At 70.1% G+C, this 14982-nt stretch carries 12 protein-coding genes and 1 pseudogene; 1 reads left to right on the top strand and 12 read right to left on the bottom strand.

Translation table 11 applies throughout. The features are described from left to right. Positions 1–19: 19 nt before the first annotated feature. The 3 genes from G3I77_RS18700 to G3I77_RS18690 all read right to left on the bottom strand — a co-directional run bounded on the left by G3I77_RS18700 (position 20) and on the right by G3I77_RS18690 (position 3201). Positions 20–1012: a phosphotransferase gene (locus tag G3I77_RS18700; RefSeq protein WP_248505212.1), complete on the bottom strand. Its 993-nt coding sequence runs from the start codon at positions 1010–1012 to the stop codon at positions 20–22. Beyond that, positions 1005–1595, bottom strand: coding sequence for a TetR/AcrR family transcriptional regulator (locus tag G3I77_RS18695; protein WP_248505211.1), 591 nt, complete (start codon positions 1593–1595; stop codon positions 1005–1007). The genes G3I77_RS18700 and G3I77_RS18695 overlap by 8 nt, the downstream gene beginning before the upstream one ends. Before the next feature lie 286 nt (positions 1596–1881). After that, a complete protein-coding gene (locus G3I77_RS18690; protein WP_248505210.1) occupies positions 1882–3201 on the bottom strand; it encodes a jacalin-like lectin in 1320 nt (439 codons plus the stop codon). A 179-nt stretch (positions 3202–3380) separates the two neighbouring features. On the opposite strand from G3I77_RS18690, the pseudogene G3I77_RS18685 reads away from it, so the two are divergent. Beyond that, positions 3381–3605, top strand: a pseudogene (locus G3I77_RS18685) (MFS transporter); the annotation flags it as partial. 77 nt (positions 3606–3682) lie between these two features. Here G3I77_RS18685 and G3I77_RS18680 read toward each other — a convergent pair. From G3I77_RS18680 to G3I77_RS18640, 9 genes are all read right to left on the bottom strand, one after another. Then, the gene (locus G3I77_RS18680; protein ID WP_248505208.1) at positions 3683–4489 is read right to left on the bottom strand and encodes an ABC transporter permease; all 807 of its coding nucleotides are present in this window, start codon (positions 4487–4489) and stop codon (positions 3683–3685) included. A 1-nt stretch (position 4490) separates the two neighbouring features. Further along, entirely contained in the window at positions 4491–5294 is an 804-nt protein-coding gene (locus G3I77_RS18675; protein WP_248505206.1) for an ABC-2 family transporter protein, read from the bottom strand. Position 5295: 1 nt separating this feature from the next. Next, on the bottom strand, positions 5296–6291 hold the full coding sequence (locus tag G3I77_RS18670) for an ATP-binding cassette domain-containing protein (RefSeq protein WP_248505599.1): 996 nt from the start codon (positions 6289–6291) through the stop codon (positions 5296–5298). A gap of 136 nt (positions 6292–6427) precedes the next feature. Further along, complete coding sequence (locus tag G3I77_RS18665; protein WP_248505204.1) at positions 6428–9301, bottom strand: glycoside hydrolase family 2 TIM barrel-domain containing protein; 2874 nt, start codon at positions 9299–9301, stop codon at positions 6428–6430. 12 nt (positions 9302–9313) lie between these two features. After that, complete coding sequence (locus G3I77_RS18660) at positions 9314–10210, bottom strand: carbohydrate ABC transporter permease (RefSeq protein ID WP_248505202.1); 897 nt, start codon at positions 10208–10210, stop codon at positions 9314–9316. Continuing rightward, on the bottom strand, positions 10207–11172 hold the full coding sequence (locus tag G3I77_RS18655) for a carbohydrate ABC transporter permease (RefSeq protein WP_248505200.1): 966 nt from the start codon (positions 11170–11172) through the stop codon (positions 10207–10209). The genes G3I77_RS18660 and G3I77_RS18655 overlap by 4 nt, the downstream gene beginning before the upstream one ends. A 20-nt stretch (positions 11173–11192) precedes the next feature. Further along, complete coding sequence (locus G3I77_RS18650; RefSeq protein WP_248505198.1) at positions 11193–12458, bottom strand: ABC transporter substrate-binding protein; 1266 nt, start codon at positions 12456–12458, stop codon at positions 11193–11195. Positions 12459–12689: 231 nt separating this feature from the next. Next, positions 12690–13937 carry an ROK family transcriptional regulator gene (locus G3I77_RS18645; protein ID WP_248505195.1) on the bottom strand — a complete coding sequence of 416 codons (1248 nt, stop codon included), beginning with the start codon at positions 13935–13937 and terminating at the stop codon, positions 12690–12692. A gap of 237 nt (positions 13938–14174) precedes the next feature. Then, positions 14175–14852, bottom strand: a complete 678-nt coding sequence (locus G3I77_RS18640) for an ANTAR domain-containing protein (protein WP_248505193.1) — start codon at positions 14850–14852, stop codon at positions 14175–14177. Positions 14853–14982 lie beyond the last annotated feature (130 nt).

The raw sequence follows: 14982 nt of genomic DNA, 5'->3' as shown, positions 1-14982 counted from the left end.
CCGCGGGGGACCTCACGTTCTAGGTGTCGAGCGCGGCGACCAGCAGGGAGACGGCGGCGAGGTCGGGCGCGTCGCGCAGGCAGGTGACGGTCTGCCGGGCCCCGAACTCGCGCTGTGCGGCGGTCACGGTCGTATCGACGGCCGTTTCGGCCTGCTCGTGGATGTAGTTCAGGGCCGTGGCGAAGAGCAGCGAGAAGGACTCCGGGCCGGTGAGGACGGCGCGGCCCCCGGCCTCGCGGTAGGCCCGGGCCAGGCGTCGCGCGGACGCGATGTTCACGTCGTTGCCGCCGGACCAGACGTAGACGGCGTGTGCGAACTCCCGTTCCGCCGCAACGGGTCCGGCGTTGTCCCAGTCGAGGAGGACCGGTCCGTCCCGGCCGACCAGGACGTTCCGCGGCTGGAGGTCGAGGTGCGAGGTCACCAGGCCGCCGTGCGCCGACGGGGCCACCCAGTGGGCCGGTTGGGGCGCGGCCGTGGCGATGAACCGGTCCAGTTCGCCCGACCACGGCAGGCCGGCGTCGCGCACCTTCTTGAGTACGTCCTCCCATTCGGCGTCGTCAGGGCACCGCTCGTACCAGTCGCCCGGGCTCTCCACGGCTCCCTCACCGGCCTGGTGGAGCAGCGCCATGGTCCGGCCGAACCAGTCCAGGACGTCCGGGTCGGAGGCGTCCGCCTCGGCGCCGTCGATCCAGTCGTACAGCTTCACCCAGGACCCGCCGCTCGGGGAGCCGAGGCGGGAGACGTGTGCGCCGTGCCGGTCGGGGTGGAGCCTGGGTGAGACGATGCCCAGGTCCGCCGCGGCGTCCCGTAACGCGGCCTCGCGGGCGACCTGGGCCTCGTCGCAGCCGAAGAGGAGCTCCTTCACGGCCCAGGAGCGGCCGTTCCCGGAGAGTTTCCAGATCTGGCCGAGGGCGCCCCGGGCGACGGGTGCCAGGGTCCAGGGGCCGGTGCCGAGGGCGTAGATCTCGGCTAAGCCACCGGCCGTGTCATCGGATCGGGCTCGTTCAGCCATCGGGTGTCCTCTTCTCGCGGGGCCAGTTCCGGAGCAGTACGTGCAGGGCGTCGATCGCCCTGTCCCAGGAGGCCTGCACGTCACGGGGCGCGCCGAAGGCGCCGGTGGACTCCAGGGCGCAGTAGCCGTGGAAGGTGCTGCGCAGCAGGCGCACGGCGTCGGTGAGGTCGGGTTCCTCCAGGCCGTAGGCGCGGAGCATGCCGTACGTGACGTCGGCCGTGCGGCGCATCGCGGGGGAGTCGGTGACGAGCTCCTGGTCGATCCGGATCTGGGTCGCCGCGTACCGGCCGGGGTGCTCCAGGGCGTAGGCCCGGTAGGCGGCGGCGAAGGCGGCGAGCGTGTCCCTGCCGGCCTCCCGCCCCTCGACCGCCTCCGCGATCCGGTCGATCATCTCGCCCCCGGCGAGGAGGGCCATGCGGGTCCGCAGGTCCTTCAGATTCCGGACGTGGGTGTACAGACTCGCGTCCTTCACCCCGAAGCGGCGGGCGAGAGCGGAGAGGGTGACGCCCTCGACCCCGACCTCGTCGGCGAGCTCGACTGCGGCCGCGACGAGGCGCTCGGGGGTGAGACCGGCTCTGGGCATGGGGGCGGGGTTACCTCTCGAAGAGGGCCGTGTCGTTGGTGAGGCCCTACAGGAGCCGGGAGTGATCGTAGCCGCCGGTGCGGGCGGGAGGCGCGAGGGCGTCACATCCCGCCGGTCACTCCGCCCCACCGCGTTCGCGCGCCCCGTCTTGAAGGGGCCGATCTCCTCCGCCACCCGGGCCCGGGCCCCGTGCCAGGCCACGGGTCCGTGCCGTACGCCGTCGCGCAGGGCCGTGACCACGTCCCGGCCCTGCGCGACGGCTGCGACGGGCTGTCGGCCGGCCCGCTCAGCGCACCGGCGCGTACACCACCCCCAGCTTGTCGACCTCGTCTCCCGCGCGGCCCGTGAAGCCCACGATCCGCCAGCCGGCCGGAGCCGTGAAGGTCTTCGCGTCGGATGTGGCCGTGCCGGTGGACAGGGTGCGGTTCCGGTCCGTCGTGAAGGACGCCGAGAACAGGCGCGTACGACCGTTTTTCTGCCCCTGCGTCAGCCTGACCGAGGTCAGGTGCTCACCGGCGGCCAGGGTCAGGGAGGCCGCGGTGCCGCCCGTGCCGCCGTGGGTGAGGGTCGTGCCGCCGTCGTGGGTGAGGGACACGGCGTCCAGACGGGCGCCGCCGCGCAGGGTGAGCGTGCGCGGGGACGGCGTCGACGGCAGGTCGTCCGCGTCGTTGAAGGCCGTGCCGTGCGGGCCGCCGAAGAAGTCGCTCGCCCGCAGGGACGAGTTGAGCGTGTAGGAGAAGTCGACCGTGTGCGGGAAGTGGTCGGAGAGGTTGGCGCCAGAGGGGTCCAGGAAGGACGCCCACTCGTTGCTGTAGCGGGTCGCGTTCAGGCTCAGCAGCTTGCCGCCGCGGTAGAGGACCTTGTCCACGACCTCGCAGTCGTTCGTGGGTGCCGTCGTGGGGCAGACGAGCGGATCGCTGCCCTGGGCCGGGGGCGTCCCGCCCTTCACCCGCTGGACCCATGCGTCGGTCAGGCCGTTCTCGCTCACGAGCGTGCGGATGTTGTCGCCGGTGCGCGTGTACCGCGTGTTCGTGTCGCCCATGACGATCACCGCGTTGCCGGACGAGTTCGCCTGGATGAAGTCGGAGAGCTGCTCGACGTTGGCGCGGCGGGCGGCGAGCGCGTCGTCCGTGGCGTCCGCGTTCGTGTGCACGTTGTAGAGGTCCAGGAAGACACCCTCGGCGAGCCGTACCCGCGCCAGCGAAAAGCCTTTCGGTGTCAGGCAGTTGGTACCGGTGCACTTGTTCCACTTCACCCGCTGGAAGTCCTCGAAGGGGTGGTCCGAGAGGGTGTTGAGGCCGTCTCCGAAGGGGACACCGCCGCTGGTCGCGGTGCGGTGGGCATGGTCGTCGCCCGCGTACAGCGCGGCGTGGTAGTTGAAGTCCTCCTGCACGTTGACGAGGTCGTACGCCCCGAGACGAGGGGAGATCAGCGGAGTGTTCTTCTCCGGGTTGCCGGAGCTCAGCCCCTCGGGGAGGCCTGCCACGTTGTAGGTGAGGACGTTGAAGGTGCCGGAGTCCGCGGCGACGGCGGGTGCCGCGGTGGTGGTGGCCAGGCCCGTGACGGCCAGGGCGGCGGCCATGAGCGTGCCGATCAGTCTCTTCATGGGGGTGTCTTCCGGTGGGGGAGGAGAGCGGGAGAAGTTGAACGGGGCTCAGGTTCGAGGGCAACGCCCTTGTTGCGCAAGGGGAGTCGCGCAAACAGTGGGAGATGTCCTGGCGTCAGGAGGGACGCAGGAGCCTCAGATCGGTGCCCCAGGCGTCGAGGACCCCGTCGTGTCCGGCATCGATGTCCCTGCGCCAGGAGGTGACCCCGGAACACCTCCTGGGCCGCGTCACCTCCGCCTTCTGGACCCTTCAGTACGCGGCGGCCCCCATCGGCGCGGCCGTCCTCGCCTGGGCCGCGGAAACACAGGGCACGACCCCGGTCGCTCTGACGGCCGGAGCGGCCTGCGTCCTGCTCGCGGCGACGGCCTGGTTCACCCCGATCCGCGGGGCGGGCCGCTCCTGACCCCTCCGGGGAGCACTGGGGCCCGAACACGACGTACTCCTCCTGCGGGAACCACCGGGCACCCCACCTCCTCGCGGTCATCCGTTGACCCCGCTGTAGTGCCGCAGACTCCACTTCCACAGCGCCCGCGCCCCCAGGTACGCCAGCAGCCCGAGCAGCGGTGAGGCCGCCGCGAGCCAGTACGGGACTCCGGTCGTGTGGCCGTGGCCCGTCAGGACCGCCGCCGGGAAGTAGGCGACGAACGCGAGCGGAAGGCCGTAGGTCAGAAAGCCGCCCACCGCCCTGGGCAGGACGTTCAGGGGGTAACTGCCGAAGGTGCCGAGGAGTTCCTCCAGCCAGCGGCCCCACATGTCGGCGGCCGGGAAGCGCAGGGACGCGCCGGCCACGACCGTGAACAGGGCCGCCTCCAGCAGCATGCCGCCGAGTACGGCCGCGACGAGGTAGCTGATGCGGCCCGTCGTCCAGTCCAGGTCGCTGCGGGAGAGCGCGCCCACCATCAGGCCCGCCGCCACCGTCAGGTCCCCGATGGCGTTGGTCGGGAAGAACGCCAGCTGGATCTGGCGGTGGACCGGCATCGGCCGCATCAGGTAGATGTCGATCCGGCCTTCCTGGATCTGCCGTCCGGCCCAGTGCATGCGCCCGAGGAACAGCACGAACAGCCCGTGCGCCAGCATCCGCGTCGCCGGGATCAGCAGCACGTCGGAGCTGTCCCAGCCGCCCATCCCGGCGAACCGCGACAGCAGCACCGTCGCGAACACGATCACCGACACCTGCCAGATCGCCCCGATCGCGATCATCAGCAGGAACTCGGTGCGGTACTCCATCTGCGCGCGGAAGTTGAGCGCCGTCACGCGCCACACGATCCGCAGAGCCTTCAGCGACATCTCAGCCTCCCTGCGAGATCACGCGCCGGGCGGCCCGCCGCCACAGCAGCCGGGTGAACAACGCCAGCGCCACGACCCACGCGGCCTGCACGGAGAGCTGGAACGCCGCCTCGGACAGGGGGATCCGCCCCACGTACAGCGACAGCGGCACGCTCAGCGTGGCCTGGAACGGGAGGAACGCGCTCATCGTCACGAACCAGTCAGGGAAGAACCACAGCGGCGCGTACACCCCGGACAGCAGGTTCTGCGCGAACAGCAGGATGAGCATGGCCGCGGTGTTGCGGATCGTCCAGAAGCACAACTGGTCGAGCACGAGCATGACGTAGTACAGGACCCACTGGCCCAGCAGCATGCTGAGCACGAACACCCCGGCCACCGCAGGTGACTCGGGCGGCCCGACGACGCCCGCGGCCAGGCAGATCAGATAGCCCGTCAGCGCCCACGCCAGCCCGTACAGCTGCTCTCCGGCGGCCCGCAGGGCGTAGTAGCGCTGCGGCGGCAGCGGCCGCAGGTACCAGTAGACGATGGTGCCGAAGTGCATGTGCTGCAGGACCGTGTCCCGCCCCGCGTACTGGTCCAGCTCCCGCAGCCGGGACGCCAGTACGGCCAGCACGGCGTAGGTGACCGCCTGGTCGCGGCTCAGCCCCGCGGTCGTGCCGGTCTGCGCGTACAGGCCCCTCCACAGCGACCAGACCAGCACCACCTGCACGGCCAGCCGGAGCGCCACGGCGGTCATCCGGGGCGGTGCGTTCAGCTCGCCGAGCGGGGTGACCCGGGCGGCGCGCCAGGCATGGAGCACGGCCACGTCAGACCTCCCCGGCATGCGCGTACGCGGCCCGCATCACGTCCTCGAGGTCCGCCTCGTCCAGGGCGATGTCCGTCACCTCGAACCGCTCGATCACCGCTTTCAGCGCCTGCTGGACGGTGGGCGCGTCCGGCCCGTCGGGTCCGAAGACGACCTGTGCGCCGGTGTGCCGCAGCAGCGTGGTGCCCGGCGGCGGTACGACCTCGGAGTGCGGGTCGGCCAGCGTCGCCCGCACCTGCCAGGTCGAGCCGAACTTCCGGCGGATCTCGTCGAGGGTGCCGTCCAGCATCAGCCGGCCGTGGTTGACCAGCACGACCCGCTCGGCGAGCCGCTCGACCTCCGTCATGTCGTGCGTGGTCAGCAGCACCGTACGGCCGCGCTGTTCCACCTGGTGCCGCAGGAACTCCCGCACCTGCTCCTTCACCACCACGTCCATGCCGATGGTCGGCTCGTCGAGGAAGACCACCGGCGGGTCGTGCAGCAGGGCGGCGGCCAGATCGCTGCGCACCCGCTGGCCGAGCGAGAGATGGCGGACCCGGGTGTCCCAGAACGACGACAGCTCCAGGATGGCGTCGAACTCCTTCAGCCGGGCGGCGTGTTCGGCCTTCGGCACCTCGTAGATGTCCCGCAGGATCGCGAACGACTCGCGCACCGGCAGGTCCCACCACAGCTGGGTGCGCTGCCCGAACACCGCGCCCACGTTCCGGGCGTTGCGCTCCCGCTCCCGGTACGGCACCACGCCCGCGACCCGGGCCTCGCCGGACGTGGGAGTGAGGATGCCGGTGAGGATCTTGATGGTGGTGGACTTGCCGGCGCCGTTCGGCCCGAGCAGGGCGAGGAGTTCGCCCGCGGCCACGTCGAAGGTGATGTCGGAGACGGCGTGCTTGGCCACCCGCTCGGGGTTGACCAGGGAACGGACGGCGCCCGCGAAGCCGGGGCGGCGGACGGTGGTGTGGAAGGTACGGGACAGCCCGCGGACCTCGATGGCGACACTCAACTGACCCACCAACTCCCTTGCGGTGCACACAGGTGAACACAGCAGCGGCCGGTCGGCTCAAGGGCCGACCGGCCGCGGATGACAGCCCCGAGACTGTCGGAATGTCGATCAATCGGTCAATCGATTAATCAGCTTCTTACGTGGTGGTCGAGAACACGAACGAGAACTCCACCGGCTCCGCCCTCAGGAAGTACCGCGGGAGCGGACCCGGGCCGCAGGACTGCGAGCCGATGCCGTGCTGCCCGTGGTCGAGGTTGACCCACACCGTGTCGCCGGCCGCGAGGTCGGTGCGGTGCCGGGCCGCGTCCAGCTGTTCGGTCGTCCAGCGCCGCGCGGTGAACCAGAACTCCGGGTCGCCCTCGATCCGGAGACCGCCGAGCTCCACCCACCGGACGTCGGCACGGGCGCCGTTCTCCTGCGGACGGACGTACGGTGTCTGCAGCCTGTCCACCGTCGACTGCCAGCGGCCCACCATGGACGCCGTCCTGGAGTCCGGGTACGCCTCGCCGGGACCGCCGCCGAACCACTCCACCCGGTCCGCCTCCGGCAGGCCGAAGCGCACCCCGAGCCGGGGCAGCGGCACCGTCCAGTCGCCCTCCGGCGTCACGGACACGCTCAGCCGCAGCCGCTCGCCGTCGGACGTCCAGCGGTACACCGTGTCCAGGCCCACCTCGCGGGCGGCGGGTGCCACCCGGGTCCGCACCGTCAGCGCGTCGTCGCCCGCCTCGACCGAGACCAGGCGGTGCCGCATCCGGTGCAGGCCGAGCGTGCGCCACAGCATCCCGTAGCGGGTGTCCGTCTGCCACTCGGCACCGTCGTCGTTGTCGGTCGGCGCCCGCCACACATCCAGCCGCGGCGTCGCGCCGACCTCCACCCCGCCGATCGAGAGCAGCGCACCGGTGCGGGCGTCGAACCCGGCCGGGCCGAGCGTGATCCGGCCCTCGTCCCGCACGGGCCGGTCGGTCGCGGGGAAGGACGGCAGCGGCCGTGCCCCCACCGCGAACTGGCCCCAGGCCAGCACGTGCCCCTTCGCGGCCCAGGACGTGTCGTCGGCGAGCAGCGCCCGCACGGTCCACTGGCGTTCGCCGCCCCGGCCGTCCACGGGCGGCTCCGGCAGCTTCACCTCGGCACTCTCGCCCGGCGCGAGCGCCGGCACCGCGAGCGAACCCGACTCGACGGTCTCGCCGTCTACCTGGCACGACCACTCGAACGCCAGCGCGGACAGGTCCGCGAAGTCCTGCTTGTTGGTGACCCGCACGATGCCGTTCGCGCCGTCGCCCTCGATGTGGACCGGCTCGATGACCTTCTTGTACTCGATCAGGCCCGGCGACGGCGTCCGGTCCGGGAAGACCAGCCCGTCGCAGACGAAGTTGCCGTCGTGCAGCTCCTCGCCGAAGTCACCGCCGTAGGCGTAGCCCAGCTCGGCGTGCTTGACACCGTGGTCGATCCACTCCCAGACGAACCCGCCCTGCAGCCGCTCGTACTTCTCGAACAGCTCCTGGTAGTCGGCGAGCCCGCCCGGGCCGTTGCCCATGGCGTGCGCGTACTCGCACTGGATGAACGGCAGCTCCCGGCGCTTGTGGGTGCCGCCGTCGAGCTGCTGCCCGATCTTCTCGACCTCGTCGTGGAAGGCGTACATCCGCGAGTACACGTCCGTGTCGCGGCAGTTCCAGTCGCCCTCGTAGTGCACCAGCCGCTCGGGGTCGCGGTCGTGGATCCACTCGGCCATGGCGGTGAGCCCGCGGCCGGTGCCCGCCTCGTTGCCCAGCGACCAGAACACGACCGACGGGTGGTTCTTGTCCCGCTCGACCATGCGTGCCGCGCGGTCCAGCAGGGCCGGGGTCCAGCGGTCGTCGTCGACCGGGTTGTCCCGCCAGTCCTGCTCGACGAAACCGTGGGTCTCCAGGTCGCACTCGTCGATGACCCACAGCCCGTACTCGTCGCACAGGTCGAGGAAGGCCGGGTGCGGCGGGTAGTGCGAGGTGCGCACGGCGTTGAGGTTGTGCCGCTTCATCAGCAGCACGTCCTCGCGCATGGTCTCCAGGTCGAGCGCGCGGCCCCGCTCCGGGTGCCACTCGTGCCGGTTGACGCCCTTGAAGAGGACGGCCCTGCCGTTGACCTTGACCAGCCCGTCCTCGAGGGCGACCGTACGGAAGCCGATCCGCAGCGGCACCCGCTCCCCGCCCGTGGCCAGCACCCCGTCGTAGAGCTTCGGCGTCTCGGCCGTCCACGGCTCGACCGCCACCGTCACCGGCTCGCCGGTGGCGACATCGATGTCCAGGGCCGGGACGGTCACCCGCCCGTCGACGTCGGAGTCGACGCGCAGGGTGCCCTCGCCGGTGGTGTGGTCGTAGGAGGCGTGCACGAAGAAGTCGCCCACGCTGTCCGCCGGGCGGTGCAGCAGGGTGACGTCACGGAAGATGCCCGGCAGCCACCACTGGTCCTGGTCCTCCAGGTACGAGCCCGCCGACCACTGGTGCACGCGCACGGCGAGCACGTTGCCGCCCGGCTTCAGCAGCTCACCGACCGCGAACTCGTGCGGCAGCCGGGAGCCCTTGAACTCGCCTAGCTCCGTGCCGTTCAGCCAGACGCGGGCGCAGGACTCGACACCGTCGAAGCGCAGCACCGCCCCGCCGTCCGACGGCCAGTCGGACGGCAGGTCGAAGACCCGCAGATGGTCACCGGTCGGGTTCTCCGTCGGGACGTACGGCGGATCCACCGGGAAGGGGTAGAGGTGGTTGGTGTAGATCGGGGAGCCGAACGCCCCGTCGCCCTGGAGAACCCAGTGCCCGGGGACCGTGACCTCGGCCCAGTTCCCGGCGTCGTAGCCCTCCTCGGCGAACGAGTCGTCCTCGGCGCCGGCGGTGGCCGACAGCCGGAAACGCCAGCTGCCGTTCAGCGACAGGGACCGCGCGTCCGAGGCCGCGTACCAGGCGCGGGGCGGCAGGGCACCGCTGCCCGGGGAGACGTCCTCGACGTAGTCGACGGATGGGGTCGTGCGGAAAGACATCGGTCTCCTAGCTCAGCCCTTGATGCCGGTCTGTGCGATCCCCTGCACCAGCCAGCGCTGGAGGAAGAGGAACACGAACACCAAGGGCAGGATGGAAAAGGCGGTGGCCATGAAGATCAGATGGAAGACGACGGTCTGGTTGGTCATGTAGTTGGACAGCGCGACCTGGACGGTCCACGAACCCGGGTCCTGGCCGATGACCAGCGGCCACAGGAAGGAGTTCCAGCCGTTGATGAAGGTGATGGTCGCCATCGCCGCGAAGAAGTTCAACGAGTTGGGCACCACGATGCGCCAGTAGGCACCCCAGTAACCCAGTCCGTCCACGCGCGCCGCCTCCTCCAGCTCCTTGGGGAACCCGAGGAAGTACTGCCGGAACAGGAAGCACGTGAAACCACTGAACAGGCCCGGGATGATGAGACCCCGGTACGTGTCCACCCAGCCGAGCGACGACACCAGGACGAAGCTCGGGACGAAGGTGACCGCCGTCGGGACCATCAGGGTGCCCAGGACGGCGTAGAAGACCTTGTTGGCGTGCTTGTACGGGATGCGGGCCAGGCCGTAGCCCGCGAGGGAGCAGACCAGCAGGACGCCGACGGTGTGCAGGGTGGCCACGATCGCCGAGTTCCACAGGGACTGGGCGTAGGGCACCGTCTCGTCGGTGAAGAGTTCGCTGATGTTGCCCCACTGGATGTCCGTGGGGAAGAACTGCCAGTTCTCTCCGGTGATCTCGGCCTCGGTGGAGAGGGCGTTGCGGATGATCAGGTAGAACGGGATCAGGAAGAGGAAGCCGGCGATCCCGGTGGCTATGTAGAGGCCGGTGGAGCTCATCACGCCGCCACCGCGCTTGTCGCGGCGGGGCTTGCCTGACGACGGTGCGGACTCGCGCACCTCGGGCATCGTGGTGGTCACTTGGACTCCTCCCCCCTTCCGAAGCCCATGAACTTGCCCTGGAGCAGGGTCACGGCACAGATCAGCACGGTCAGGATGACCGCGCCCGCGCTGCCGGAACCGTAGTCCTGGCTCTCGCCCAGGGCCTTGTAGTACAGCTCGACGAGGGGCGGACGACCCCACGTGGTCTTCGACAGGAGGTTGTAGAACTCGTCGAAGGCCTGGTAGGCGGCGATGAGCAGCAGCAGGACCACCGCCGTGGACGTGGCACGCAGCTGGGGCAGCGTGATGTACCGGAAGGTCTGCCAGCCCGGTTTGGCGCCGTCGATGGCGGCGGCCTCGTACAGCTCGTCCGGGATGTTCTGCAGCGCCGCGATGAAGAGGATCATGAAGAAGCCGGACTGCAGCCACAGCCGTGCGGTGACGATGACCAGCCAGTACCAGGGCGGGTTGGGGTCGGACAGCCAGGCGATGTTCTCGATCCCGAACCAGCTCAGGACCGTGTTCATCAGGCCGAAGCGGACCCCGCTGAAGATGGACATCTTCCAGATCAGCGAGGCGGCCACGTAGCTGCACGCGGTCGGCAGGAAGAAGACCGACCGGAAGAACGCCCGCATGAAGCGCAGCCGGTTCACCAGCAGGGCCAGGCCCAGGGAGAGCGCCCAGGTGGTGGGCACGATGAACGCGGCGAAGACGGTGAACGTGACGAGTGAGCCGACGAAGTCGTCATTCGTCAGCATGTACACGTAGTTGTCGAAACCGATGAACTTGTCGGGCGTGACGGTGAAGCGGGCCTCGAAGAAGCTGAGCCAGAGGCTCCACAGGATCGGGGCGTAGACGAAGATCCCCAGTCCGATGAGGAACGGCCCGGTGAAGAGCCAGAAGTTGAACGTGGGGCTGCCCCGCAGACCCCGCCGCGGCTTGGCCGGTGAGGCCTTCACCGCGGCGGGGCGCGCGAGGTCGCGCGTCTTGGTCGTCGACATCTCGTGGTCCGTCCCGCGGCCTATCCGAACAGCTTCTTGAGCTCGCGGTTGACGGCCGCGTCGCACTTGTCGAGGGCCGCCTCCGGGTCCATGTTCTTGCGGACGCAGTTGGCGAAGACGTCCTCGAACGAGGTGCGCATGGCCTGGGTCCAGCCGATGTTGTCGAAGTGCCCGAACTCGTTGAAGAGCTTGACGCCCTCAGCGGCGTTGCCCGACTTGAGCTTGTCGGCGGACTCCGCGAGCGAGGTACGCGGCGGAATGTGGAAGCCGTAGGAAGTGGCCCAGTCCTCCTGGTACTGCTTCTGGTCGATCCACAGCCACTTGACGTACTCCTTGGCGGCCTCGACGTTCTTGCCCTTGGCGTTGACGAACATCGACCAGCCGCCGTTGTAGACGGACTGCTTGCCGGAGTCCGTGACCTTCGGGAAGGGGAAGACCCCCCAGTCGTCGCCGAGCGCGTCCTGGATCGCCGGCATCGCCCACATACCGCAGAACTGGATGGCACACAGGCCCTGGTTGAACGAGGAGGGGTCCCAGGACTCGGTCGGTGCGCCGAGGAGAAGGTCGCCGCTGGTGAACAGCTTGCGCATCTTCTTCAGGCCCTCGATGACGCCGTCCGTGTGGTAGGCGATCTCGTTCTTCTCGTCGAGGTGCTGGGCGCCGGCCGACCAGATCAACGTGTCGTTGACGCTGTGCAGGTCGTTGCCCATGTACAGGCCCTTGACCTTGCCGGTGGTGAGCTTGGCGGCGGCCTCCATCAGCTCGTCGAGCGTGGTCGGCACGTCGACGCCCGCCTTCTCCAGCATCGACTTGCGGTAGAAGAAGAACTGCGGGTCGTCGATCATGCGGACGCCGTATATCTTCCCGTCCACCGTGTGCGACTTGATGTCCGCAGGGTTGAAGTCGTCCTTGACCGGATCGATGATGTCGGTCAGGTCGGCCACCTGCCCGCTCTTGATCATCTGGATCTGCGGGTGGAACTCGAACAGGTCGGGCGCGTTCTCGGTGAGCAGCGTCGCGAAGAGCTTGCTCTCGAAGTCGGCGCTGGTGATCCACTGCGTGGTCACGTTGGCCTTGTCGTAGGCCTTCGCGTACTTCTTGATGGCCTGCTCGGTACCGGCCTCGCCGTACGCGTGGAAGTACTGGACCAGGTTCTTGCCCGACCCCGACCCACCGCTCCGTCCGGTGTTGCTGCCGCACGCGGCGAGTCCGCCGGCGGCGGCCAGGCCCATCGCGGCCCGCAGTACGTTTCGGCGGTCCCAGTTCATGTTGCTCGATGCCGACATGCTGACGTCCTTGTCTCGAGTACGGCTGTGGCTCTGCGGCTCACTGCCTGACGGCGCACGGCCCGGGGGCTCGCGCCAGATGGCTCAAAGAGAGGTGCGGTGCGGGACGCTAGAGCTTCGGCTAAGGCTTCGGCAAGGGGTTGGACGAAGTCTGTACGAAGCGTTGTATCCGGTTCGCGATTTCGAACACGCGGGGGGTGTGGAGGAGTTGGTTCCGCCGCCGCGAGGCCGCTACGACGGTGGGGCGGTGGTGCGGCTCCTCACGGCGGCGGTGCGTTTGCCGTTCTTCTGCCCGACGGCCTGGAGCGCGCCCTCGAGCGCGAACGTCGCCGCGCCCAGGCACACGGGGTCGGTGGGGATCGGGGAGAGAACGACTTCGGTGGCGGCCAGTGGCCGTGGCAGCGCGTGCCGGTTCACGGCCTCGCGCACCTCGTGCAGCAGCGGCTCGCCCAGGGTGCGGGCGACCCAGCTGCTCAGCACGACGATCTCGGGGTTGAACAGGTTGACCAGGTCCGCGACACCGGCGCCCAGATAGCGGGCGGTGTCGTGGACGACCCGGCGCGCCACGGGGTCGTCCGCCGCGACCCCGCGGGCCAGGGCGTCGATGGTCGCCGTCTGGTCCTCGGCGTGCAGCAGCGCGCTGTCGGGGCTGAGTTCGCGCAGGTTCAGCATGATGCCGCGCGCGCCGACGTACGTCTCCACACAGCCGTGGTTCCCGCACCGGCACAGGCGTCCGTCCAGCACCATCGTGGTGTGGCCCCACTCGCCGGCGCTGTTGCTGACTCCCCGGTGCAGCCCGCCGCCCAGGACGAGCCCGGCGCCCACGCCGGTGCCGAGGTTGACCACCACGGCGTCCCCGCGCCCGCGCGCGGCCCCGAACCACAGCTCGGCGACCGCGCTGGCGCGCAGCGGGTTGTCCAGGTACAGCGGGTAGGCGATGTGCTCGGTGAGCAGGTCGAGCAGCGGTACGTCGTGCCAGTCCCAGTTGGGCGCGTACTCCGAGATGCCGGTCGCGCGGTCCACCTGCCCCGGCACGCTCACGCCGACCCCGAGCACCCGGGCGCCCTCGATGCCGGCCTGCATGACCACCGAGCCGACGGCGGTGGCCACATGGCCCACCACCTGCTCGGGCAGGCTCTCACTGGGCCGGACGTCCTCCTCGGCGCGGGCCAGCACGTTCAGTCCGAGGTCGAACAGCTCGACATGGACGTACGTCTCGGCGATGTCGACGCCGATCAGCGCGCCGCCCGAGGTGTTGACCGCGACCAGGCCCCGGGGGCGCCCGCCCGCCGAGTCCTCGAAGCCGACCTCGGTGATCATGTGGAGGTCGAGCAGCTCGCCGACGAGGGTGGCGACCGTCGCGAGGCTGAGGCCGGTGGCCGCTGCCAGCTCCTGCCGGGAGGTGGGTGACTCCGCGATGATCTGGCGCAGCACCTCGTAGCGGTTCGCGGTGCGGATGTCACGTGATGTGCGCTTCACCGGGGTGCCCCATTCCTTCCCAGACCGGCCGGGCCGGGTCGATGTCGGCACCGGCGCGGCGCAAGGCTATGGGCTGCCGGGACTTTCGACAAGGGGTTTGGAAAGGGGCTTTATAAAGTGCTCGCCCGGTGCGGATCGGTGGTGGCCGACCATGGCCTGCCCATGATGCCTCAGTGCGGGTGCGGGTGCGGGTGCGGGTGCGGGTGCGGGTGCGGGTGCGGGGGCTGGTCCGGTCTGTCAGCCCCGGCTCTCGACGGTTCCGCCCGTGGAGTGCGCCGCCGGCTCGCCCGGGTGGCTGCTCGCGCCGGCGACCGCGGCGGCCAGCTGCTGCTGCACCTGCTCCGGAAGCGTGCTGCCGCGCACGGTGCCCACCAGGTCCTGGGCCAGGTCGTGCAGCTTGGTGTTGGTGTTCTGGGAGGTCCTGACCAGCACGCTCCAGGCCGCCTCGGGGCTCAGGCTGAACGAGGCCATCAGGATGCCGCGCGCCAGGTCGATGGTGGGCCGGGTCTGCATGGCGCGGCGCAGCTGGGCGACTTCGGCGCGGAGGTCCTGGCCACCCCCCTCCGGCGCGGTGGTGCCGAGCGGGGCCGGGGGTGCGGCGCTCTCCGGTCGGCCGGAGCCGGCGAACAGCTCCCGCGTGCCGGTCAGGTCGAGAAGGCGCTCGACCGCGACGCCGCAGGATCGGACGGTGACCGTCTTGCCCTGGTCGGCGGCGCGCGTGTGCAGATCGAGCAGTGCGTTGAGGCCGGAGCAGTCGCAGAACCCGACCGCGTCCAGACGCAGATCGATGCCGCCGCCGGACAGAGTGAGCATGTCGTACAGCTCGGGCAGCAGGCGTCGGCTGCCCAGGTCCAGTTCGCCCCACACCGTCACGGTCATCCGGTCGCCGTCCGGAGTGACGTCCATGGTCGCCATGCAGGGTGGGACCGTCGCCGGCGCGCCATCGCCCGCCGTGGGTACGGCGTCCTCCTGCGAGTGAGACCGCGCAGAGTACGCAGGCTCCGGCATGGCCCTGTTCTCCCTTGCTCTGTTCGCCTTGCCTCCG

The organism is Streptomyces sp. D2-8 (assembly GCF_023184515.1).
Classification (GTDB): Bacteria; Actinomycetota; Actinomycetes; order Streptomycetales; family Streptomycetaceae; genus Streptomyces.
Note: the sequence above shows the minus strand (reverse complement) of the source record. Positions and strands in the feature narration are given on the sequence as shown.